The 20,767-nt window shown below is 69.8% G+C and carries 18 protein-coding genes and 1 other RNA gene; 5 read left to right on the top strand and 14 right to left on the bottom strand.

The window, feature by feature from the left end:
* The 14 genes from AC2EWF_RS05805 to rsmI form a co-directional block, all read right to left on the bottom strand.
* Entirely contained in the window at positions 1 to 744 is a 744-nt protein-coding gene (locus tag AC2EWF_RS05805) for a cell division protein FtsQ/DivIB (protein ID WP_483638420.1), read from the bottom strand.
* Positions 741 to 1,709, bottom strand: a complete 969-nt coding sequence (locus AC2EWF_RS05810; RefSeq protein WP_483638421.1) for a D-alanine--D-alanine ligase — start codon at positions 1,707 to 1,709, stop codon at positions 741 to 743. Before AC2EWF_RS05810 ends, AC2EWF_RS05805 begins: the two co-directional genes overlap by 4 nt.
* Complete coding sequence (murC, locus tag AC2EWF_RS05815) at positions 1,709 to 3,154, bottom strand: UDP-N-acetylmuramate--L-alanine ligase (protein ID WP_483638422.1); 1,446 nt, start codon at positions 3,152 to 3,154, stop codon at positions 1,709 to 1,711. Before murC ends, AC2EWF_RS05810 begins: the two co-directional genes overlap by 1 nt.
* Entirely contained in the window at positions 3,151 to 4,227 is a 1,077-nt protein-coding gene (gene murG / locus AC2EWF_RS05820) for an undecaprenyldiphospho-muramoylpentapeptide beta-N-acetylglucosaminyltransferase (RefSeq protein ID WP_483638423.1), read from the bottom strand. Before murG ends, murC begins: the two co-directional genes overlap by 4 nt.
* Positions 4,224 to 5,459, bottom strand: coding sequence for a putative lipid II flippase FtsW (ftsW, locus tag AC2EWF_RS05825; RefSeq protein WP_483638424.1), 1,236 nt, complete (start codon positions 5,457 to 5,459; stop codon positions 4,224 to 4,226). The genes murG and ftsW overlap by 4 nt, the downstream gene beginning before the upstream one ends.
* A 102-nt stretch (positions 5,460 to 5,561) precedes the next feature.
* Positions 5,562 to 6,662 (bottom strand): phospho-N-acetylmuramoyl-pentapeptide-transferase, encoded by a 1,101-nt coding sequence (gene mraY / locus AC2EWF_RS05830; RefSeq protein WP_483638425.1) that lies wholly within the window; start codon positions 6,660 to 6,662, stop codon positions 5,562 to 5,564.
* Positions 6,652 to 8,019 (bottom strand): UDP-N-acetylmuramoyl-tripeptide--D-alanyl-D-alanine ligase, encoded by a 1,368-nt coding sequence (locus tag AC2EWF_RS05835; protein ID WP_483638426.1) that lies wholly within the window; start codon positions 8,017 to 8,019, stop codon positions 6,652 to 6,654. Before AC2EWF_RS05835 ends, mraY begins: the two co-directional genes overlap by 11 nt.
* The gene (locus AC2EWF_RS05840; protein WP_483638427.1) at positions 8,016 to 9,506 is read right to left on the bottom strand and encodes a UDP-N-acetylmuramoyl-L-alanyl-D-glutamate--2,6-diaminopimelate ligase; all 1,491 of its coding nucleotides are present in this window, start codon (positions 9,504 to 9,506) and stop codon (positions 8,016 to 8,018) included. The genes AC2EWF_RS05835 and AC2EWF_RS05840 overlap by 4 nt, the downstream gene beginning before the upstream one ends.
* Positions 9,503 to 11,368 carry a peptidoglycan D,D-transpeptidase FtsI family protein gene (locus tag AC2EWF_RS05845; protein WP_483638428.1) on the bottom strand — a complete coding sequence of 622 codons (1,866 nt, stop codon included), beginning with the start codon at positions 11,366 to 11,368 and terminating at the stop codon, positions 9,503 to 9,505. Before AC2EWF_RS05845 ends, AC2EWF_RS05840 begins: the two co-directional genes overlap by 4 nt.
* Complete coding sequence (ftsL, locus tag AC2EWF_RS05850) at positions 11,365 to 11,637, bottom strand: cell division protein FtsL (RefSeq protein WP_483638429.1); 273 nt, start codon at positions 11,635 to 11,637, stop codon at positions 11,365 to 11,367. The genes AC2EWF_RS05845 and ftsL overlap by 4 nt, the downstream gene beginning before the upstream one ends.
* A complete protein-coding gene (rsmH, locus tag AC2EWF_RS05855) occupies positions 11,634 to 12,569 on the bottom strand; it encodes a 16S rRNA (cytosine(1402)-N(4))-methyltransferase RsmH (protein WP_483638430.1) in 936 nt (311 codons plus the stop codon). Before rsmH ends, ftsL begins: the two co-directional genes overlap by 4 nt.
* Before the next feature lie 48 nt (positions 12,570 to 12,617).
* On the bottom strand, positions 12,618 to 13,064 hold the full coding sequence (gene mraZ, locus AC2EWF_RS05860) for a division/cell wall cluster transcriptional repressor MraZ (RefSeq protein WP_483638431.1): 447 nt from the start codon (positions 13,062 to 13,064) through the stop codon (positions 12,618 to 12,620).
* Between the two features lie 322 nt (positions 13,065 to 13,386).
* Positions 13,387 to 13,749: RNase P RNA component class A (gene rnpB / locus AC2EWF_RS05865), an RNA gene on the bottom strand.
* Between the two features lie 69 nt (positions 13,750 to 13,818).
* Positions 13,819 to 14,646: a 16S rRNA (cytidine(1402)-2'-O)-methyltransferase gene (gene rsmI, locus AC2EWF_RS05870; protein ID WP_483638432.1), complete on the bottom strand. Its 828-nt coding sequence runs from the start codon at positions 14,644 to 14,646 to the stop codon at positions 13,819 to 13,821.
* A gap of 84 nt (positions 14,647 to 14,730) precedes the next feature.
* Here rsmI and AC2EWF_RS05875 point away from each other — a divergent pair, with 84 nt between their 5' ends.
* The 5 genes from AC2EWF_RS05875 (at position 14,731) to azu (ending at position 20,045) form a co-directional block, all read left to right on the top strand.
* The gene (locus AC2EWF_RS05875) at positions 14,731 to 16,677 is read left to right on the top strand and encodes a penicillin-binding protein activator (protein WP_483638433.1); all 1,947 of its coding nucleotides are present in this window, start codon (positions 14,731 to 14,733) and stop codon (positions 16,675 to 16,677) included.
* Positions 16,677 to 17,033 carry a YraN family protein gene (locus tag AC2EWF_RS05880; RefSeq protein ID WP_483638434.1) on the top strand — a complete coding sequence of 119 codons (357 nt, stop codon included), beginning with the start codon at positions 16,677 to 16,679 and terminating at the stop codon, positions 17,031 to 17,033. The genes AC2EWF_RS05875 and AC2EWF_RS05880 overlap by 1 nt, the downstream gene beginning before the upstream one ends.
* A gap of 169 nt (positions 17,034 to 17,202) precedes the next feature.
* Positions 17,203 to 18,576 (top strand): FAD-binding oxidoreductase, encoded by a 1,374-nt coding sequence (locus AC2EWF_RS05885; RefSeq protein ID WP_483638435.1) that lies wholly within the window; start codon positions 17,203 to 17,205, stop codon positions 18,574 to 18,576.
* Positions 18,573 to 19,166 carry a uracil-DNA glycosylase family protein gene (locus AC2EWF_RS05890; protein WP_483638436.1) on the top strand — a complete coding sequence of 198 codons (594 nt, stop codon included), beginning with the start codon at positions 18,573 to 18,575 and terminating at the stop codon, positions 19,164 to 19,166. The genes AC2EWF_RS05885 and AC2EWF_RS05890 overlap by 4 nt, the downstream gene beginning before the upstream one ends.
* Before the next feature lie 432 nt (positions 19,167 to 19,598).
* Positions 19,599 to 20,045: an azurin gene (gene azu, locus AC2EWF_RS05895; RefSeq protein ID WP_483638437.1), complete on the top strand. Its 447-nt coding sequence runs from the start codon at positions 19,599 to 19,601 to the stop codon at positions 20,043 to 20,045.
* The last annotated feature ends 722 nt before the right edge of the window (positions 20,046 to 20,767 follow it).

A 20,767-nucleotide genomic window follows, 5' to 3' on the forward strand; every position in this document is an offset into this window, starting at 1 on the left:
TCATGAGCGGCGCACGGCTCCTGCTTTGGCGTCGGCGGGCGCTGGCTGCGGCCAGCGCACGGCGAACCCGTTGGTATAGCGCAGGTCGGCGTAGACGAAGCCCTCGTCATGGCCGGCCATCAGTTGCGGATAGACGTCGAGGAAGCGGCGCAGCCGTGTGCCGGCAAGGTCGCGGTCGCCGATCACGATGCGCGCCCCCCCCGCCGTGGTGACGCTCCAGCTGCCGCGTGCGGTGAGCGCCACGCCGTTGATCGACAGATGCGTGCCGGTGAAAGCCTTGCGTACATCGGCGTAGAAACTCACCACTTCGGCGAGGCGGTCTTCCGGCCCTTCCAGGTCGGGCAGCGTGGCGGCGTCGGCGGCGCCGATCGGCGCGTCGAACACCTTGCCCTGCCGGCTGATCAGCTGCTTGCCGTTCCAGCGCGCAAACGGCTGGCGCTCGATCACGCGCAGCTGCAAGGTGTCCGGCCAGCGCTTGCGCGCCTCCACGGACTCCACCCAGGGCAGCGCCGCCACGGCCTGCTGCACGCTGTCAAGGTTCAGCGCGAAGAAGCCCTTGCCGAGGCGCGGCAGTACGGCGGCGCGGATCTCCTCCATGGTCACGTGCCGGAACTCGCCCTGCACCGTGAGCTGCGTCACCGGCCAGCGGTCCGCCGCGAACCAGCCGTTCAGCACCCCCACGATGGGCAGCGCCAGCAAGGCGGCGACCAGGCACCAGGCGACCAGGCGGGCGCTTCCCCTCATGCATCACCCCGGAAGCTCGTCTCGAGCACGCGCCAGCACAACGTCTCGTAGTCGAGGCCGGCGGCGCGCGCGGCCTTGGGCACCAGCGAGTGTGAGGTCATGCCGGGCGCGGTGTTCACTTCCAGCAGCCAGTTTCGCCCCTGGCGGTCGCGCATCACGTCGACGCGGCCCCAGCCGCTGCAGCCCAGCGCGTCGAACGCAATCAGCGCCAGCGCGCGCAACTCCGCCTCGGCCGCGCCGTCCAGCCCCGGACACAGGTACTGCGTGTCCTCCGCGACGTATTTCGCGTTGTAGTCATAGAACGCGCCCTTCGGCACGATGTGGATGGAGGGCAGCACTTCGCGGCCGAGGATGCCGACGGTCAGCTCATCACCCTCGATCAAGGTCTCCATCAGCAGGTCGCCGGGATATTTCGCCGCCAGCTCGACGGCACTGTCCAGCCGGGACTCTTCGAACACGCGGGTGACACCCACGCTGGAGCCCTCGCAGGCCGGCTTCACGATCAGCGGAAAGCCGATCGCGCGCGCGGCCGCGTGCACCGCCGTGGCATCGGCGCCGCGCGCCAGCGCGACGAACTTCGGCGTGGGCAGGCCCAGCGACTGCCATATGCGCTTGGAGCGTGGCTTGTCCATCGACAGCGCAGAGCCGAGTACACCCGAGCCGGTGTACGGCACGTTGAGCGACTCGAGCGCACCCTGCAGCACGCCGTCCTCGCCGCCGCCGTGCTGGCCGTGCAGGATGTTGAACACGCGTGCGAAGTGGCCGGCACGCAACGCGTCGAGCAGCGCCGGGATACCGTCGATCGCGTGCGCGTCGACGCCGCGCGCCTTGAGTGCCGCCAGCACGTTGCGGCCGGAGTCCAGCGATACCTCGCGCTCGGCCGAGCTGCCACCCATCACCACGGCGACGCGGCCGAAGTCCGAGGGATTCGTGATACGCGATGCGGAATGCGTCGGCGCGGTCATCAGGCGGCTCCCTTGGTCTTCAGTTGGCCCAGCTGCGCCAGCTCCACCGCCGCCGCACCGATGTCGCCGGCGCCGAGCAACAGCAGCAGGTCGCCGTCGCGCAGCAGCGCCGGCAAGGTGTCCTTGAGTTCGCGCGGGTGCTCGACCAGTACCGGATCCACCTTGCCGCGCGCGCGCACCGCGCGGGCCAGCGCGCGGCCGTCGGCGCCCGCGATCGGCGCCTCGCCGGCCGGGTACACCTCGGTCAGCACCAGCACGTCGGCCTCGGCCAGCACGTTTGCGAAGTCGTCCAGCAGATCGCGCGTGCGGCTGTAGCGGTGCGGCTGGAAACCCACCACCAGGCGCCGCTGCGGCCAGCCGCCGCGCGCGGCGGCGAACACCGCGGCCAGTTCGCTGGGATGATGTCCGTAGTCGTCCACCAGCAGCACGCTGCCGTGGTCCAGCGCCAGCTCGCCGCGACGGTGGAAGCGCCGTCCCACGCCCTGGAAGTTCGCCAGCGCGTGCGCGATCGCCTCCGCGCCCACGCCGAGCTGCCAGCCGATGCTGGCGGCGGCCAGCGCGTTGAGCACGTTGTGCCGGCCGGGCAGGTTCAGCGTCACCGGCAAGGCTTCGGCACGGCCGGGCAGGTGCAGGTCGAAGTGCATCTCGAAACCGTGCTGCGCCACGTTGGACGCGCGCACGTCGGCATCTGCGGTGGCAATGCCGTAGGTCATCACGCGACGCGTGGTGGTCTTCGCCAGCCGGGCCACTTCCGCGTCGTCCACGCACAGCACGGCCAGGCCGTAGAACGGCAGGCGGTGCAGGAAGTCGGCGAAGGCCTTCTTCACCTCGGCGAAATCGCCGTGGTAGTTCTCCAGGTGGTCGGCGTCGATGTTGGTGACCGCCGCGATCACCGGCGACAGCAGCAGGAAGGAGCCGTCCGATTCGTCGGCCTCCGCTACCAGATACTGGCCGGTGCCCAGCCGCGCGTTGGCGCCGGCCGCGTTGAGCTGGCCGCCAATCACGAAGGTGGGGTCGTAGTTCGCCTCGGCCAGCACGCTGGCAACCAGGCTGGTGGTGGTGGTCTTGCCGTGCGTGCCGGCGATCGCGATGCCGCGGCGGAAGCGCATCAGCTCGCCCAGCATCTCCGCGCGCGGGATCACCGGGATGCGTGCGGCGCGCGCGGCGAGCAGCTCCGGGTTGTCCGGCCGGATCGCGCTGGACGTCACCACCACGTCGGCGTCGCCGACGTTCGCGGCGTCATGCCCTACCTGCACCACCAGGCCCAGCTTGGCGAGGCGTTGTGCGGTGGGCGAGTTCGCCTTGTCCGAGCCCGACACCGCGTAGCCCAGGTTGTGCAGCACCTCGGCGATGCCGCTCATGCCGACGCCACCGATGCCGATGAAATGCACGCGGCGGAACGTGGTCATCAGATCTTCATGGGCAAGCAGCCTGCGGGGCGTCATGCGGCCACCTCCAGGCATGCGCGGGCGATCACCGCCGCCGCATCGGGCTTGGCGAGCGTGCGCGCGGCCTCGGCCATCGCAAGCAGCCGCGCACGATCGGCGAGCAGCGCATCAAGGCGCTGCGCAAGTTGTTCCACGTTCAAATCGCGCTCCTGCATCAGTTCGGCGGCGCCGGCGGCGACCAGCGCCTCGGCGTTGCGGGTCTGGTGGTCGTCCACCGCATGTGGGAACGGCACCAGGACTGCACCCAGCCCGGCCGCGGTGAGCTCGGCCAGGGTCAGCGCCCCCGCGCGGCAGACCGCGAGGTCGGCCCAACCGTACGTGCCGGCCATGTCCTCGATGAAGGGCACCACCTGCGCCTCGACACCCGCCCGCGCGTACGCCTCGCGCGCCTCGTCGAAACCGCGGTTGCCGCACTGGTGCAGCACCTCGGGGCGACGCTCCGGCGGCAGCAGGGCCAGGGCCTGCGGCAGCGCCAGGTTCAGCGCGCGCGCACCGAGACTGCCGCCCAGCACCAGCAGCCTTGCACGACCCGAGCGGCCCGCGAAGCGCTGCACCGGCGCTGTCAGCGCGGCGATCGCGCCGCGCACCGGGTTGCCCACCCATTCCGCGTCCGGCAGTGCACCGGCGAAACCGGCCAGCACCCGCTGTGCGCGTGCGGCGAGCTTGCGATTGGTGAAACCGGCTACGCGATTCTGCTCATGCACCAGCAGCGGGCGGCGCAGCAGGCGCGCTGCCAGACCGCCGGGGCCGGCCACGTAGCCGCCCATCGACAGCACACTGCGCGGCTTCAGCCGACGCAGCACGGCAAATGCGGACAGCAACGCGCGCGCCAGCATCAGCGGCGCCGTGAGGCGTGTCTTCCAGCCCTTGCCGCGCAGGCCGCCGACGCGGATCACGTGCAGCTCGATGCCCTGTGCCGGCACCACTTTCGTCTCCATGCCGCCCACCGCGCCCAGCCACGCCACCGGCACACCCTGCGCGCGCAGCGTTTCGGCCACGGCGAGGCCGGGGAAGATATGGCCGCCGGTGCCGCCGGCCATGATCAGCACGGGGCGCTGCGCTGCGCTCATGCCACCGCCGCCTCGCGCGGACGCGCCGCGTCGTTCACGTCGGGCGCCGCCACCGCCTCGGGCATGCGCTTGGCCATCTGCCGGGCGTCCAGCGCACGGTTGATCTCCCAGGTGGCGCGCAGCAGCACGCCGGCCATCGCGCAGGTCAGCACCATCGACGAGCCGCCGTAGCTGATCAGCGGCAGGGTGAGACCCTTGGTGGGCAGCGCGCCCAGGTTCACGCCCACCGAGACGATCGCCTGCATCGCCAGCATCAGCGAGATGCCGAACGCGACGTAGCCGGCGAAGCGCTGGCCTACCTCGACGCCCTTGAGGCCGAGATACAGGCCGCGTCCCACCGCCAGCGCGAACAGGCCCATCACCAGCACCACGCCGACGAGGCCCAGTTCCTCGCCGATCACCGCGAAGATGAAGTCGGTGTGCGCCTCGGGCAGGTACGACAGCTTGAGCACGCTGGAGCCCAGTCCCACGCCGGTCCATTCGCCGCGGCCGATCGCCATCAGCGACTGGGTGAGCTGGAAGCCGTCGGTGAACGGGTGCTCCCACGGGTTCATGAACGAGGTGAGGCGCTTCACGCGGTAGCTTTCGCCGGTTGCCGCGATCACCAGCAGCGGCATCAGCGGCAGGCCCATCACGAACAGATAGATCGGCCGCGCTCCGCCCAGCCAGACCATCGCGATGGTCACCGAGATCACCAGCGTGGCCGAACCGAAGTCGGGCTGCGCGAGCAGCAGCAGCACAATGACGCCGGCCACCGCGATCGGCTTGATCAGGCCGAGGAACTTCGTCTCGATGCTGTCGCGGTGGCGCACGAGGTAGCTGGCGAGGTACACAACCAGAATGAGTTTTACCGCCTCCACCGGCTGGAAACTGGTCACCGCCAGGTTCAGCCAGCGGTGCGCGCCGTTGATGCGCATGCCCAGATGCGGCACGAACACCGCCAGCAGCAACACGAAGGCCAGCAGCATCAGGTGGAACGCGTACTTCTCCAGCAACTTCAGCTCGGTGCGCATCGCCATGCCGGATGCCGCCACGCCCAGCGTCAGGAACAGCAGGTCCTTCTTCAGGAAATAGAACGCACCCGCGTGGCTGCTGTCGGCCACCGCGATCGAACTGGAGGTCACCATCACCACGCCGACGCTGGCCAGCCCGACCAGCGCGACCAGCAGCCACAGGTCGTAGCTGCCACGCGGCCCGTTCCGGCGTCTGGCCTGGCTGGCAGCATCAAACACGGGCGCCTCCAGGACGGGTCTCGGAAAGGCCGGCGTGACGGAGCGCAGGACTGTGTCCGCACTCGCGGATCCCGATTCGCGATGGACGATTCCCGACTTCCATCACCGCACCTTCAACGTGGCAAGGCCGATCAGCACCAGCACGACGCTGATGATCCAGAAGCGCACGATCACCCGCGGCTCGGGCCAGCCCTTGAGTTCGAAGTGGTGGTGGATCGGCGCCATGCGGAACACGCGCTTGCCGGTGAGCTTGAAACTGCCCACCTGGATCATCACCGAGGCTGTTTCCAGCACGAACACGCCGCCCATCACCAGCAACACGATCTCCTGGCGCACGATCACCGCGATGCAGCCCAGCGCGGCGCCAATCGCCAGCGCGCCCACGTCGCCCATGAATACCTGGGCCGGGTAGGTGTTGAACCACAGGAAGCCCAGCCCCGCACCGGCCAGCGCACCGCAGTAGATCGAAAGCTCGCCCGCGCCTGGGATCGAGGGAATGCCCAGGTATTCGGAAAACAGCTTGTTGCCGGCGAGGTAGGCGAACACGCCGAGGGCGCCGGAGACCAGCACGGTGGGCATGATCGCGAGACCATCGAGGCCGTCGGTGAGGTTCACCGCGTTGGAGAAGCCGACCACGATGAAATACGTCACCACCACGAAGAGCGCGCCCAAGGGGATCGCCACGTGCTTGAACAGCGGCACGTACAGGGCGGTCTCCGCCACCGGTGCGTTGCCGACCGCGTGCGGCGCGGTGAAATACAGGAACAGCGCCGCGCCCAGGCCGAACACCGACTGCCAGAAATACTTCCAGCGCGAGGCCAGGCCGCGGCTGTCCTTCAGCACCAGCTTGCGGTAGTCGTCGTAGAAGCCGATCACGCCGAATGCCAGCATCACCGCCAGCACCACCCACACGTAGCGGTTGCGCAGGTCGGCCCACAGCAGGGTGGCCACGGTGACCGCGAGCAGGATCATCACGCCGCCCATGGTCGGCGTGCCGGCCTTGGAGAGATGCGTCTGCGGACCGTCGCTGCGCACGACCTGGCCCGCCTTCAGCGCGGCCAGCTTGCGGATCAGGGCAGGACCCAGCAGCAGCGACACCGCCAGCGCGGTGAGCGCAGCCATGATGGTGCGGAAGGTGATGTACTGGAACAGGTGCAGCGTGGTGAAGTGCCGCGCCATCCAGTCCGCGAGTTCAAGCAGCATCGGATGCGCCCCCCTTTCGTGCGGCACTTTCCAGTGCCTTCGCCACCTGTTCCATGCCCGACGAATGCGAGCCCTTGACTAGGCACGTCACGCCGGCATGCAGGCCGGCCTTGAGCGCGTCGATCAGCGCGGTCCTGTCGGGGAAATGCGCGCCGGCGGCACCGAAGGCCTCTACCGCTGCCATGCTCAGCGGTCCGACCGCCAGCAGGCGCTCGATGCCGCGTTCGCGCGCCTTCGCGCCCACGCCGGCGTGCAGCGCGCGGGCGTCGGCCCCCAACTCGGCCATGTCGCCCAGCACCAGCCAACGTTCGCCCGCCGCCAGCGCCAGCGTGTCTATCGCCGCGGCCATGGAGCTGGGGTTGGCGTTGTAGCTGTCGTCGATCAGCGTGACGCCGCCGGGCAGCGCCACGCGACGCAACCGCCCCTCGACCGCACGCGCCTGCTCCAGTCCTGCCACGATGGTGGCCAGCGGCACATCCAATGCCAGCGCGATCGAAGCGGCCGCCAGCGCGTTCGCCACGTTGTGGCGGCCGGGCAGCGCCAGTTCCACCTCGGCATCGCCCGCCGGCGTGCTCAGCACGAACAGCGAACCGTCCGCGCGCTGCTGCACGATGTCCGCACCCACGTCGGCCTTGTGTTCCAGCCCGAAGCGCAACACGCGGCGCGTGCCGGCGAGGCCCGCGAAGAACCCGGCGAACGCGTCGTCCGCATTGATGATCGCCACGCCGTCCGCCGGGAGTGCCTGGTACAGCGCGCCCTTGGTCTCGGCCACGCCTTCCACGCTGCCCATGCGCTCAAGGTGCGCGGGCGCGATGATGTTGACGAGGCCGATATCGGGCCGCGCGATGGCGGCGAGATAGGCGATGTCGCCAGGCTTGCCCGCACCCATCTCCAGTACCGCGTATTCGGTGTCTTCCGGCATCGACAGCAAGGTCAGCGGCAGGCCGATCTCGTTGTTGAAGCTGCCGGCATTGACGTGGGTGCGGCCGTGCAGCGACAGGATGGAAGCGGTGAGCGTCTTCACCGTGGTCTTGCCGTTCGAGCCGGTGATGCCGATCACCCGCGCATGGCGCTGCGCGCGCACCGCGCTGGCGAGGTCGCCCAATGCGGCTTCCACGTCGTCCACCAGCACCTGCGGCAACGGACAGTCCACCTTGCGCGCCACCAGCGCACCCGCCGCGCCTGCGGCAGCGGCCTGGGCGAGATAGTCGTGGCCGTCCACGTGCTCGCCCTTGAACGCGGCGAACAGGTCGCCGGCTTTCAGCTTGCGGGTGTCGATGGCGACGCCGCCCACCGCAGCGTCTTCGCCGAGCAGGTGGCCGTGGGTCCACATCGCGATGGCGCCCAGCCGCATCATGTGCGCCGTTCCAGGGCCGCGCGCGCGACCAGCATGTCGTCGAACGGGCGCTTGCCGGCCGCACCCTCCTGGTAGGTTTCGTGGCCCTTGCCGGCGATCACCACCACGTCGTTGGCGGCAGCCATCTCCAGCGCCTGCCCGATCGCGGCGGCGCGGTCGCGCTGCACGCCGTATTCGCGCGCCGCGCCCATGCCGGCCACGATCTGCTCCACGATCGCGTCGCCGTTCTCGCCACGCGGGTTGTCGTCGGTGACGATCGCCACGTCGGCCAGCCGCGCCGCAATCGCACCCATCAACGGGCGCTTGCCCGCGTCGCGTTCGCCGCCGCAGCCGAATACGCAGATCAGCCGCCCGCGGCAATGCGCGCGTACGGCGGTCAGCACCTGCTCCAGTGCGTCGGGCGTATGCGCGTAATCCACCACCACCAGCGGCAGGCCATGACGGCCGCCGAGCCGGCTCATGCGCCCGTTGACCGGCTGCAGGTTCTCCAGCGCGGCCACGATGCGCTCGAACGGCTCGTCCAGCGCACCGAGGCAGGCCGCCACCGTGAGCAGGTTCGCCACGTTGAACCGGCCCAGCAGGTGGCTGCGCAGCGTATGCGTGCCCCAGGGCGTGCGCAGCCCGAAGGCCAGTCCTTCCGCGGAACTCACCACGTTGTCGGCCGCCACGTCGGCTGCTGCGTCGCCGCGCGCGCTCACGCGCAGCGCGCGCACCCCGGCTGGCAATTGCTGCAGCAACTGGACGCCGAACGCGTCGTCGACATTGATCACCGCGGCGCGCAGCCCCGGCCAGGCAAACAGCTTTGCCTTCGCCGCGCCGTAGGCTTCCATCGTGCCGTGGAAATCCAGGTGGTCACGGGTGAGGTTGGTGAATGCGGCGACCTCGAAATCCACCGCACCGACCCGCCCCTGCTCCAGCGCGTGCGAGGACACCTCCATCGCCACGTGGCTGGCGCCGGCGTCGCGGAATTCGGCCAGCAGGCCATGCACGCTGATCGCGTCCGGCGTTGTGCGCTCGCCTTCGCGCAGGCGCCCGTGCAGGCCGGCGCCCAGCGTGCCGATACTCGCGGCGCGATGGCCGAGGAAGGTCAGCGCCTGGGCCAGCAGTTGCACGGTGGACGTCTTGCCGTTAGTGCCGGTGACGCCGATCACGCGCAAGGCTTCGGATGGGCGCCCGTGGAAGCGCGCGGCGATTTCGCCCACGAGGCCATGCAGGCCGTCGATCCACAGTACCGGCACGTCCAGCGGCTCGATCCCGATCGCCGGCCCTTCGGCCAGCACCACTTCCGCACCGCGCTGCACCGCGCCGGCGGCGAACTGGATGCCGTGGCTTTGCGTGCCGCGCAACGCGAGGAAAGCATCGCCGCGGCGCACCTTGCGCGAGTCGAGGGCCAGCCCGGACACCACGATGCGCGCAGCGCCCGGCATGGCCGCCAGCGGCGCGTCGGCGAGGCCCAGCAGCAACTGATCGAGATGACCGGTGCTCATGGCGCACCGCCTTCCATCGGCGCCTCGTCGACCGGTGCTTCCTGGATCGGCACGTCGTTGACCGCGGCCTTGACCGGCGTCTGGCTGCCGACCAGGCCGCCATTGCCCTGCAGCGGGCCGCCCACGTACCAGCGGCCGATGTTGTCCGGCGGGATATCCAGCAGGCGCAGCGCGCCGCTGGTTACCGCGGCGAACGCCGGCGCCGACACGTTGCCGCCGAAGTAACCGTTCTTGCCGGTGGTGCCGTTGATCACCACCGCCGTCACCAGGCGTGGGTTGCTGGCGGGCACGATGCCGACGAACAGCGAGTTGTAGGTGTTCTTGGAGTAGCCGCCGGCGATTGCCTGGTGCGAAGTGCCGGTCTTGCCGGCCACGCTGTAGTTCGCGATGCGCGCCCGTGCGCCGGTGCTGCCGGGGCCGGTGACCGTCTCCAGCATGCTGACCAGTTCGTGCGCCACCTGCGGCGAGATGATCTGCTTACCCGGGCTGTCGTCGCCCTTGATGAAGCTGGGCGTGTGCATCACGCCGTCGTCGGCGATGGTGGCGTAGGCGTTGGCCAGCTGCAGCGGGGTGACGTTCAGGCCGTAGCCGTACGCCATGATCGCCTTCTCCAGCGGACGCCAGTCGCGACCGATCTTGAGGTAGCCGGAGGCCTCGCCGGGGAAGCCACTGCCGGTGCTGTTGCCCAGTCCGAAGGCGCGATAGGTGTCGTACATCAGCGGCGTGTCCAGCGTCATCGCGATCTTCGCCGCCCCCACGTTGCTGGACCGGGTAAGCACGCCGGTGGGGGTGAGCAGGCCGTTCGGATCGTCGTCGCGGATGTCGTGGCCGTAGAAGTACCAGTGGCCGTTGCCGGTATCGATGATCGGGCTGGTCGGCGTGTACTTGCCGCTGGACAGCGCCGCCGCCAGGGTGAGCGCCTTCATCGTGGACCCGGGTTCGACCACGTCGGTGAGCGCGCGGTTGCGCCGCTGCGCCGGCTTGCTGCCGGTCACCGCGTTGGGGTTGAACGTCGGCATGCTCGCCATCGCCAGTATCTCGCTGGTGCGCACGTCGAGCACCACGATCGAGCCGGAGGCAGCCTGGAACTTGTCCAGCGTGGACTTCAGTTCGTTGTAGGCGAGGAACTGGATGCCGCGGTCGATGCTGAGCGTGAGGTTCTGCCCCGGCTTGGGCGCACGCACCTGTTCGAGGTCCTCGACGATGTGGCCCTTGCCGTCGCGGATCACGCGCTTGGCGCCCGGCTTGCCGGCCAGCCAGTCGTCGTAGGCCAGCTCCAGGCCCTCCTGGCCGTGGTCGTCGATGTTGGTGAAGCCGAGGATGTGCGCGGTGACCTCGCCCGACGGGTAGAAGCGCTTGAATTCGCGTTGACCGTTGACGCCCGGGATGTCGAGGTCGAGCACGGCTTGCGCCGCTTCCGGCGCCATCTGCCGGCGCAAATAGACGAACTCCCTGCTCGCGCGCGCTTCAAGGTAGCTCTTGATGTCCGCCGCGTTGCCGCCCAGCGCCTTGGCCAGCGCGGGGATACGGTCGTCGTTGGCGAGCACCTCGGCCGGGTTCGCCCAGATCGAGGTGACGGGCGTGGATACCGCCAGCGGCTCGCCGTTGCGGTCGAAGATGGTGCCACGCGAGACCGGGATCGGCACTTCGCGCAGAAAGCGCGCGTCGCCCTGCTTCTGGTAGAACTGCTTGCGCACCACCTGCAGGTCGAACGCGCGCGCCACCAGGCCCAGCGAGACCAGGCCCAGCACGCCCACCACCAGCACCATGCGCTTGCGCGCACTGGGGCCGGCGCCGCGCCGGCGGCCCGGTGACGGCGTGGCGCGCTGCGGCTGCGGGCGGGTGCGGTCGCGCCAGTTCATCGGCGCAGCAGCCGGATGTCTTGCGGAAGAGGATCGAGCATGCCCAGCTGCTGTCGCGCCTCCTCGTCGATGCGACGCGGCTCGGCGAACGTGGCCTGCTCGAGCTCGAGCCTGCCGTACTCGATGTTCATGTCGTCGCGCTGGTTCTGCAGCGCGGTGAGCTTGACGAACAGCACGCGGCTCTCGTGGCGCGCCCATACCACGCTGATCGCGCTGGCCAGCACGGCAGCGAGCAGCGCGAGCATGCAGAGAGTCTGGATCAGCCTCATGCGTGCCCCGCCCCGGCCAGCTTCTCGGCCACCCGCAGCACCGCCGAGCGCGCGCGGGGATTCGCGGCGAGTTCGGCCCCGGAAGGAAACTGCGCCTTGCCCACTGCGGCCAGTTCGGCCGGTGCCGCAGCTTGCGGCGGACCGCGCCGGCTGCCCTGCACGCGGCCGGAATGGTCGCGGATGAACTGCTTGACGATACGGTCCTCCAGCGAGTGGAAGCTGATCACCGCAAGCCGGCCGCCCGGCTTCAGGCGCGCCAGTGCGGCATCCAGCCCGCGCCGCACCGAATCCAGTTCGCCGTTCACGCGGATGCGCAGCGCCTGGAAGCTGCGCGTGGCCGGATGCTTGCCCGGCTCGCGCCGCCCCACCACGCGCTCGATCAGGGTGGCCAGTTCGCCGGTGCGCGTGAACGGGCTTTCTGCGCGACGCTCCACGATGGCGTGGGCGATCTTGCGGCTGAAGCGCTCCTCGCCGTACTGCCACAGCACGTCGGCGATCTCGCGCTCGGAGGCGTGCGCGAGGAAGTCCGCCGCGCTCTCGCCCTGGCTGGTGTCCATGCGCATGTCCAATGGCGCGTCGACCATGAAGCTGAAGCCGCGTGCGGCCTCGTCCAGCTGCGGCGAGGACACGCCGAGGTCGAGCAGCACGCCGTCGAGACCGGCCGCGGTCTCGTCCCATTCGGCCAGGCTGGCGAAGTTGGCGTGGCGGATCGCGACGCGCGGCTCGGCGGCGAACGCCTCCCGCGCCGCCGCGATGGCTTTCGGGTCGCGATCCATCAGCAGCAGGTGGCCGCCGGGGCCGAGGCGCGACAGCACGGCACGCGCATGCCCGCCGCGTCCGAACGTGCCATCCAGATAACGCCCGCCTGCCTGCACGGCAAGGCCCTCCACCGCTTCGTCCAGCATCACCGGGATGTGCCGCAACTCGGCCATGCCGCACCTCCCGTCCCGTAAACCCGCCCGCAAATCCGTGCGCCACACTCAGAGCTGCAGCGCGGCCATGTCGTTGGTGATTTCGTCTTCGCCGATGGTCTGGCGGATCTTGGCCAGGTGGGCCTGTTCGCTCCACAGCTCGAACTTGTTGCCCATGCCCAGCAGCACCGCCTTCTTCTCGATGCCCGTGGTCGCGCGCTGGCTGGCTGGCAGCAGGATGCGGGCGGCGCCATCCGGCTCGACCACCGCCGCGGCACCGACGATCTTCATCTGCATGTCGCGGTGCGCCTTGACCACCTTGGACAACCCGTTGACCTGGTCACGCACCTTTTCCCACTCGGCATGCGGGAACAGCCACAGGCAGCCCGGCTCGAACGGGTTGTAGGTGATCACCAGCCGGTTCGCGCAGCCGCCCGCCACCAGCTCGCGGTACGCGGTTGGTATGGCCAGGCGGCCCTTGTCGTCGACGGTAATGGCGGTTTCGCCCTGGAACACGCAACAGACTCCACGAAAACCCACGATTTCACACTGAAAACCACGATAGTCTCGCCCCATGAGACTGTCAAGGGATTTTTGCTTGTGAATCAAGGAGAAAGGCGAAGTTGTGGCTGTGTTTCCAGCACTTTCTGAGGAACGTCCCCAAGGTGCTTGAATGCAGGGAAATTTTTCTGCGCGGCATCCAGCACATCGCTCCGCGGAAACCATCCGCCCCGGGTAGCAGGGTGGCTGCGGCATGAACCGCCGTTCACCTCGCCGCCACGCCCGGCGACACGCGCGTGCCCGTCCCGGCGCGCAGGCACCGGGACGGGAGCGGGAAAGGTGGAGTCGGCCTGTAAGCCGGGTTCTGTACGCCTCGCGGCGCGACAGTCATTCCTCTCGGCCAGGCGTCGCCGCCTGGCTCCAGCAACCTACCCGGGGACGACGCGGGCCGCGCCAATGTCCCCCTATTTGGTCTTGCTCCGAGTGGGGTTTACCGTGCCGTACGGCGTTGGCCCCGTACGCGGTGCGCTCTTACCGCACCCTTTCACCCTTGCCTGTGCCCTTGCGGGCCATCGGCGGTCTGCTCTCTGTTGCACTGGCCGTCGGCTCGCGCCGCCCAGGCGTTACCTGGCACTCTGCCCTGTGGAGCCCGGACTTTCCTCGATGCGCTTGCGCGCGACGCGACTGTCCGGCCGACTCCGCGTTCCATTGTAATGGTCGTGGTCCGGGATTGGGAAATCGGGATTCGGAAAAGCAGGCCGAGGCGGCCTCACGATTCATACAAGGCCTTGCGCGGCGCGCCGCTGATTGCCGCGGCGAGCTTGGCGGCCTTCGCCGGCGGCAGTTCTTCACGCAGGATCGCGAAGATGCGCTGCCCCTCGGCGAGCTTCGCATCGGCCTCCTCGCCACGGCCGGCGACCAGGATCACGCACTCGCCCCGCTGCTGGTCGGGGTCGGACGCCACGCGTTCGGCCAGCTGCGCCAGCGGCTCGCCGATCACCGTCTCGAACAGTTTGGTGAGCTCGCGCGCCAGCACCGCCTCGCGCGCCGCGCCGAACACCGCGCACATGTCGGCGAGGCTTTCAGCAACACGGTGCGAGGACTCGTAGAAGATCAGCGTGCGCGGTTCGCCTGCCAGTTCCTGCAGGCGTGCCCGGCGTGCCGCGGGTTTCGGCGGCAGGAAGCCTTCGAACACGAAGCGGTCGCTGGGCAGCCCGGCGACGGACAACGCGGCGATCGCCGCGCAGGCACCCGGCACCGGCGCGCAGCGGATGCCCGCCGCACGCGCCGCGCGCACCAGCCGGAAGCCGGGGTCGGAGACCAGCGGCGTGCCTGCGTCGGAAATCAACGCCACCGAGTCGCCGCCTTCGAGGCGCCGTACGATGGCCTCCACCGCGTCGCGCTCGTTGTGCTCGTGCAGAGCGATCAGTGGCGTGGCGATGTTGTGATGGACGAGCAACGGACGGCTGTGCCGGGTGTCCTCGGCGGCGATCACCGCCACTTCGCGCAACGTCGCGATCGCGCGTGCGGAAATATCGTCGCGATGGCCGATCGGCGTGGCGATCACCCACAGGCAACCGGTCTGGACGGATGGCATGCGCAAGCTCCTGCGGACCCGGGTCACGGAAACGATCGGCTATCATCGCGCACACTCGCCGTGAATACCGACAAGAGAGTTCCGATGCGCCTGCGCTCTGTTCCCCGGCCATCCCTGACGACCCTCGGCCTCGTCCTGTTGTTGGCCGGAACACTCGCCCTTGGCGGCTGCGCCCCCGGCAATACCAGGAGCTCGCCCGCCGAGATCAGTGCAGCGGAAGGCGCCGCCGCACTCGCGCGGCAAGGCCAGTTCGACCAGGCCGTGCAGGCCTATCTCGCGCTGGCCGCGCAGTACGGCAGCCATGCCGACCACTACCGCCTGCTTGCCGCTGAAGCCTGGCGCGAGGAAGGGCGCGTAGAAGACGCCACGCCCACGCTGGCCCAGATCAAGCGCGCCAACCTGCAGGGCGATGATGCCGTGCGCTTCGACCTGTTGCGCGCCGACCTTGCGCTGCGCCGCCACGACGCCGCCACCGCGCTGCGGCTCACCACCCAACCTACCGTGGCCGTGCCGGGCAAGCTGCAGCTGCGCCTGTACGAACTGCGCGCCCGCGCCCAGTCCGCCACCGGCGACCACTGGGGCGCCGCCCGTACCCGCGTGCAGATGGACGACAGCCTGCAGGGATTGGACCGCGCGGAGAACCGCAAGCAGATCCTCGCGGAATTGACCCGGCTCGACGTGGCCTCGCTCAAGCAACGCGCCGCCGCGATGAAGCCGGGCGACCGCATGCTGTCGTGGACCAACGAGGCGCTCAGCCAGCTCGGTGTCGCCGTGGCGCAGCCGCCACCCTCGCTGCAGCAGCCGGTAGGCACCCTGCTGCCCGGGGCCAACGCCGAGGTGCGTGAGGGCTACAAGATGCCCGCCCGCGTGGCCTTGCTGTTGCCCGCCAGCGGTGCCTTTGCCGCGGCCAGCGACGCGATCCGCGAGGGTTTCTTTGCCGCCTATGCGGAAGACTCCCGCACCCACGCACCGCGCGCTTCGGTACGCATCTACGACACACAGGGCAGCGCCAGCGGCGCGCTTAAGGCCTACCAGCAGGCAGCCAGCGACGGCGCGCAGCTGGTGGTGGGCCCGCTCACCCGCGGCGCGGTGGCTGCGCTGTTCGGCCAGGCCAAGCTGCCGGTGCCGGTGCTGGCGCTCAACCACCCTGACAACAAGCAGCTGCCCGCGACCGATGCCAGCGAATTCGGCCTGCTGCCGGAAACCGAAGGCGCGCAGGCTGCCGACCACATGATCGAACGCGGCCTGCGCCAGGCTTACGTGGTGATCTCCGGCGACGACTTCGCCCAGCGCGCCGCCGGCGCATTCAAGGCCGAACTGCTCGCCCGCGGCGGCGAGGTGACCGGCATGGCCACGCTGCCCGCCGGCGGCACCAACTACGCAGAACTGATCGCCAGCCTGCACCTGCCCACCAGCGCCACGCCGGGCGCCGCGACACCCGACGCCTCCAACCCTGCCAGCGGCGCCAGCACGGACGCGAGCGCGTCGACGACAACGCCGAACGACGCCGGCATCTTCATCAGCATGCGCCCCAGCCAGGCGCGCCTGCTGTTGCCGCAGCTGCAGATCGCCAGGGTCACGCTGCCAGTGCTCGGCACCTCACACGTCTACGCCGGCAGCGACAACCCCACCGCCGACGGCGACCTCAACGGTGTGGAATTCTGCGACGCGCCCTGGCTGTTCGACGCCCAGCCGGGCCTGCCACGCCACGACGACATCGCCACCCTGCTGCCTGCCGCGCGCGACGGCAGCGCGCGACTGTTTGCGTTCGGCATGGACGCGTGGAACCTGGTGCCCTACCTCGACTGGCTGCGCGATCACCCCGGCAGCTACCTGCCCGGTGCCAGCGGCCAGCTCACCGCCGACCAGTTCGGCCGCATCCGTCGCGTGCTGATCTGGGCAAAATTCCAGAACGGCCTCGCCCGCCCGCTCGGCGGCAGCCTGCAGGTCGACGACCTGCCGGCGCCCGCCGGCAGTGCGCCGGCCCCGGCCGGCAGCAGCGAACCGCCGGCCGCCGCCTCGAGCCACTGATGCGCAGCACCGGCACCGCCTTCGAGCAACGTGCCGGCGCCGAACTCGAACGCGCCGGCCTGAAGCCGCTGGCGCGCAACTACGCAACCCGCCACGGCGAACTCGACCTGGTCATGCTGGACCGCGACACCGTGGTGTTCATCGAGGTGCGCTACCGCGTGCGCGCCGGCCACGGCGACGCACTTGCCTCGATCACCCGCGCCAAGCAGGACAAGCTGGTGCGCACTGCGCAACTCTGGCTCGCCGCCCACCCGCAACACGCGCAACGCGCCTGCCGTTTCGACGTGGTGAGCTACGACGGACCCGCCGCCGACGCGCGCATGCAGTGGCTGCGTGCCGCGTTCGAGGCCGGTTGAAACGCACCCGGGCTCCGCCTTGCGCACTGGGCAGCGTGATGCCGGAGACTTGTCCGGACCGGACCACTGGACAATCAACCAAAGGGCCGTGGCCTGGCCCCCGGCGTACTTGGCTCGGCACCTCCCGTCACGGACGTGCTCTCCATAGGCTCGGCGTTAAACTGCTGCGATGCCACTGCCCACCAACCTGCTGGATCTTCTGCGCGCGACATTCCCCGCCGACGCCATGGCCACCGGCGAAATGGAACTTCGCACCTATGCCCGCGACAACTCGCGCCATGTGCAGGCACCCGGTGCAGTGGTGTTCCCCACCACGCACGACCAGGTCCAGGCGCTGGTGCGCGCCTGCCGCGAGCATCGCGTGCCGCTCACCGCGCGCGGCGGCGGCACCAGTTCCACTGGCGCCTCGGTGCCGGTGGCGGGTGGCGTAGTGGCATGCTTCACGCGGATGAACCGCATCCTGCGCATCGCGCCGGATGACCGCCTCGCGGTGGTCGAGCCGGGCGTGACCAACGAGGGCCTGCAACAGGCGCTGGCAGCGCACGGCTTCTTCTGGGCGCCCGATCCCGGCTCCGCGCCGTGGTGCGCGGTAGGCGGCAACCTCGCCTGCAACGCGGGCGGCCCGCGCGCGGTGAAGTACGGCAGCACGCGCGACAACGTGCTGGGCCTCGCCGCCGTGGCGGGCACGGGCGAGAGTTTTCGCGCGGGCACGCACACCACCAAGGATTCGACCGGCTACGACCTGACCCGCCTGTTGATCGGCTCGGAGGGCACGCTGGCGCTGATCACCGAGGCGACGCTCAAGCTCACGCCCAGGCCCGCCGCGGTGCGTTCGCTGCGCGCCAGCTACACCGACGCAGGCGCGGCGGCGCGCGCGGTGGCGCGGATCATGGCGCAACCGGCGACGCCTTCCGCGCTGGAGTTCATGGATGCGCTGGCACTCGGGCTGGCGCGCGACTACCAGCCCGAGGCCGGCGTCCCGCAGGCGGGCGCGCTGCTGATGATCGAGGTGGATGGCGAGCCGGAGACGCTGGATGTGGCGGCGGATGCAGTTGCCCGCGCGGCACGCGGCGAAGGGCTGGTCGATCTCGTGGTGGCGAGGGATGCCGCGCAAACCGCCGCGCTGTGGGCCGCACGCAAGGCGCTCTCGCTCGCCCAGCGTGCCGCCACGCAGCACAAGATCAACGAGGACGTGGTGGTGCCGGTATCCCGCCTGCCTGCGTTGGTGGATGGCGTGCGCCGGCTCGCGGAAAAACACGCCGTGCCGATCGTGAGCTTCGGCCACGCGGGCAACGGCAACCTGCACGTGAACTTCCTGCCGCGCGACGTGGACGAGATCGAACGCGCCTATGCGGCCCTGCCCGAGCTGTTCGCGCTGGTGATCGCGCTCGAGGGCACGCTGTCGGGCGAGCACGGCATCGGCCTGGTGAAACGCGATTACCTGCCGCTCGCCCTGGACGCGGGAAGCATCGCCTTGATGCGCGCGGTAAAGGCCGCCTTCGATCCGGACGGCATCCTCAACCCCGGCAAGCTGCTGCCATGAGCCGGAGCGAATCCTTCGAGCAACTGATGGCGCGCGTGCGCGCCTGCCGCACCTGCGAGCGGCAGCTGCCGCTGGGGCCGCGCCCGGTGCTGCAGGCGTCGCCGCAGTCGCGGCTGCTGATCGTGAGCCAGGCGCCGGGACGCAAGGTGCATGAGACCGGCATCCCGTTCAACGATCCCAGCGGCGACCGCCTGCGCGACTGGCTGGGCGTGGATCGCGCCACGTTCTACGACGCCGCGAAGATCGCCATCGTGCCTATGGGCTTCTGCTTTCCGGGTACCGGCAAGGGCGGCGACCTGCCGCCACGCCCCGAGTGCGCGCCCGCCTGGCACCCGCCGCTGCTGCCGCGCCTCCGGCAAGTGCGGTTGACGCTGGCGATCGGCCAGTACGCGCAGGCCGGCCTGCTCGGCGAACGGCGCGGCCGCACGCTCACCGATACCGTGCTGGCGTGGCGCTCGCATCTCGCGCACGGCGTGCTACCGCTGCCGCACCCCAGCCCGCGCAACCGGCTGTGGCTGAAACGCAATCCATGGTTCGAGGCAGAGCTGCTGCCGGAACTGCGCCGGCTCGCAGCCGAAGCTTTGTATTAGGGAAGCCGCACGCCCGCGGTCGCACCTCCCACATCGAACGCAACGGGCCATCGACCGGATGAGACACACCGCCAGGTGGTTGCGGCGGATTGCCGCACGCGATCGCTGCACGGCCCGATGCCCGATGTGCCCGAGGCACCGCCAAGGCACTGCGGCAAGCGTGTGCTCACGCAAGAAATGGCGCGCCTCGATACCGTCGCGTGCCGCGCGGAGCGCGTCATCGACGCTTTCCGCTCCGGCGGAAACGCATGCTCTTTCGGTTTTGCAGACGCCGATCGCGCCGCCGCCGACGGTAGTGGCGCATCTCCTGGCAGGGCTCGTCGGCCAGTGCGCCCGGGCTCGTGGAATGCGAACTTGACTCAGGTCAATGGGCGGTCCGGACGGCGGCGTAGCCTTTGCGTCGTCGCCCGATACCTGATCCGGAGAAGTCCCATGAAACTGAGAATTTTCGCCCTGCTGCTGCTTGGCCTGGCTGCCGCACCGACTTGGGCCGCCACCTGTTCGACCACCGTCAGCGGCAACGACGCCCTGCGCTTCAACAAATCGACGATCACTGTCCCCAAGGCCTGCACCACGTTCACCGTGACCTTGAAGAACGTGGGCAGCATGCCGCGCTCCGTGATGGGTCACAACGTGGTGATCGCCCCGACTGCCGACGAGCAGGCCGTCGTCAACGATGGTGTCGCCGCCGGCATCGATCATGACTACGTGAAACCGAACGACGCCGACGTGGTGGCCTACACCAAGCTGATCGGCGGCGGCGAGGAAGCCTCCACCACCTTCAAGGTCTCGGCGCTCAAGCCCGGCGTTCCCTATGCCTTCTTCTGCACCTGCCCCGGCCATGCATCGCTCATGCACGGCACGATCGAGCTGGAGTAGGGAGAACCGCAGCAACCAGCCAGCCAAGCCGCACGCCGGGCGGCATGCGGACCCGATACCGAGAGACGCCATCTGCGATGGCGTCTCTCGTGTTTTCATCCCCGCTGAAACCCACACGTCGACCGGCTCCAGCCTCGCCCCGGCAACGCGGACGCTCGCTCGGGCCGGGGCCGCAGGTGTGACGCCGCGGCCCGGCCCACCGGCAATTTCACCAGGCGTTTCGGCACGACGCATGCCTGCCGCATCCACGGACCACCGCGCCAGCCGACGACCTGCTGGCGATGACCCCCTCGCGGCCATCCACGGGGCAGTGGATCCCGCACGCTGGAGGAACGGTTGCGACGGCAAAGGGTTCGACCGAGCCGGGGCGACAGACCGGCAGGCGAATGCCTCCATGCCGCCGACCGATGGAACGCGGTCGGCGACCACCGCCACGCCAGGCGTCGCTCTCCAGCGACGGAGGCATGCCCGCCTGGGCCACTCGCGCCGATGCGACGATGCGACCAGCGGGCCACCGCATGCAATCCGCGCGACGGATACCCTCCCCTCCGAATTTTGCTGCCGCCGCCAGCTAGGCAGCATGGTCCTGGTCCGACCGTAGCCGCGGGCAGCGTGGACGATGCATGAGGCGGTCGGTGTGATGCCGCCATGTCACCTCGAAGGGCACGGCGACTCCGACCGCCCAGCGGTGCCCGGATATACCGGCCACGGTGCTACGCCGT

Source organism: Rhodanobacter sp. sgz306013 (assembly GCF_057031145.1).

Coding starts and splice junctions, on each gene's coding strand:
- AC2EWF_RS05805 (WP_483638420.1), bottom strand. CDS start 744: ATGAGGGGAAGCGCCCGCCTGGTCGCCTGGTGCCTGGTCGCCGCCTTG.
- AC2EWF_RS05810 (WP_483638421.1), bottom strand. CDS start 1,709: ATGACCGCGCCGACGCATTCCGCATCGCGTATCACGAATCCCTCGGAC.
- murC (WP_483638422.1), bottom strand. CDS start 3,154: ATGACGCCCCGCAGGCTGCTTGCCCATGAAGATCTGATGACCACGTTC.
- murG (WP_483638423.1), bottom strand. CDS start 4,227: ATGAGCGCAGCGCAGCGCCCCGTGCTGATCATGGCCGGCGGCACCGGC.
- mraY (WP_483638425.1), bottom strand. CDS start 6,662: ATGCTGCTTGAACTCGCGGACTGGATGGCGCGGCACTTCACCACGCTG.
- AC2EWF_RS05835 (WP_483638426.1), bottom strand. CDS start 8,019: ATGATGCGGCTGGGCGCCATCGCGATGTGGACCCACGGCCACCTGCTC.
- AC2EWF_RS05840 (WP_483638427.1), bottom strand. CDS start 9,506: ATGAGCACCGGTCATCTCGATCAGTTGCTGCTGGGCCTCGCCGACGCG.
- AC2EWF_RS05845 (WP_483638428.1), bottom strand. CDS start 11,368: ATGAACTGGCGCGACCGCACCCGCCCGCAGCCGCAGCGCGCCACGCCG.
- ftsL (WP_483638429.1), bottom strand. CDS start 11,637: ATGAGGCTGATCCAGACTCTCTGCATGCTCGCGCTGCTCGCTGCCGTG.
- rsmH (WP_483638430.1), bottom strand. CDS start 12,569: ATGGCCGAGTTGCGGCACATCCCGGTGATGCTGGACGAAGCGGTGGAG.
- rsmI (WP_483638432.1), bottom strand. CDS start 14,646: ATGCCATCCGTCCAGACCGGTTGCCTGTGGGTGATCGCCACGCCGATC.
- AC2EWF_RS05875 (WP_483638433.1), top strand. CDS start 14,731: ATGCGCCTGCGCTCTGTTCCCCGGCCATCCCTGACGACCCTCGGCCTC.
- AC2EWF_RS05880 (WP_483638434.1), top strand. CDS start 16,677: ATGCGCAGCACCGGCACCGCCTTCGAGCAACGTGCCGGCGCCGAACTC.
- AC2EWF_RS05885 (WP_483638435.1), top strand. CDS start 17,203: ATGCCACTGCCCACCAACCTGCTGGATCTTCTGCGCGCGACATTCCCC.
- AC2EWF_RS05890 (WP_483638436.1), top strand. CDS start 18,573: ATGAGCCGGAGCGAATCCTTCGAGCAACTGATGGCGCGCGTGCGCGCC.
- azu (WP_483638437.1), top strand. CDS start 19,599: ATGAAACTGAGAATTTTCGCCCTGCTGCTGCTTGGCCTGGCTGCCGCA.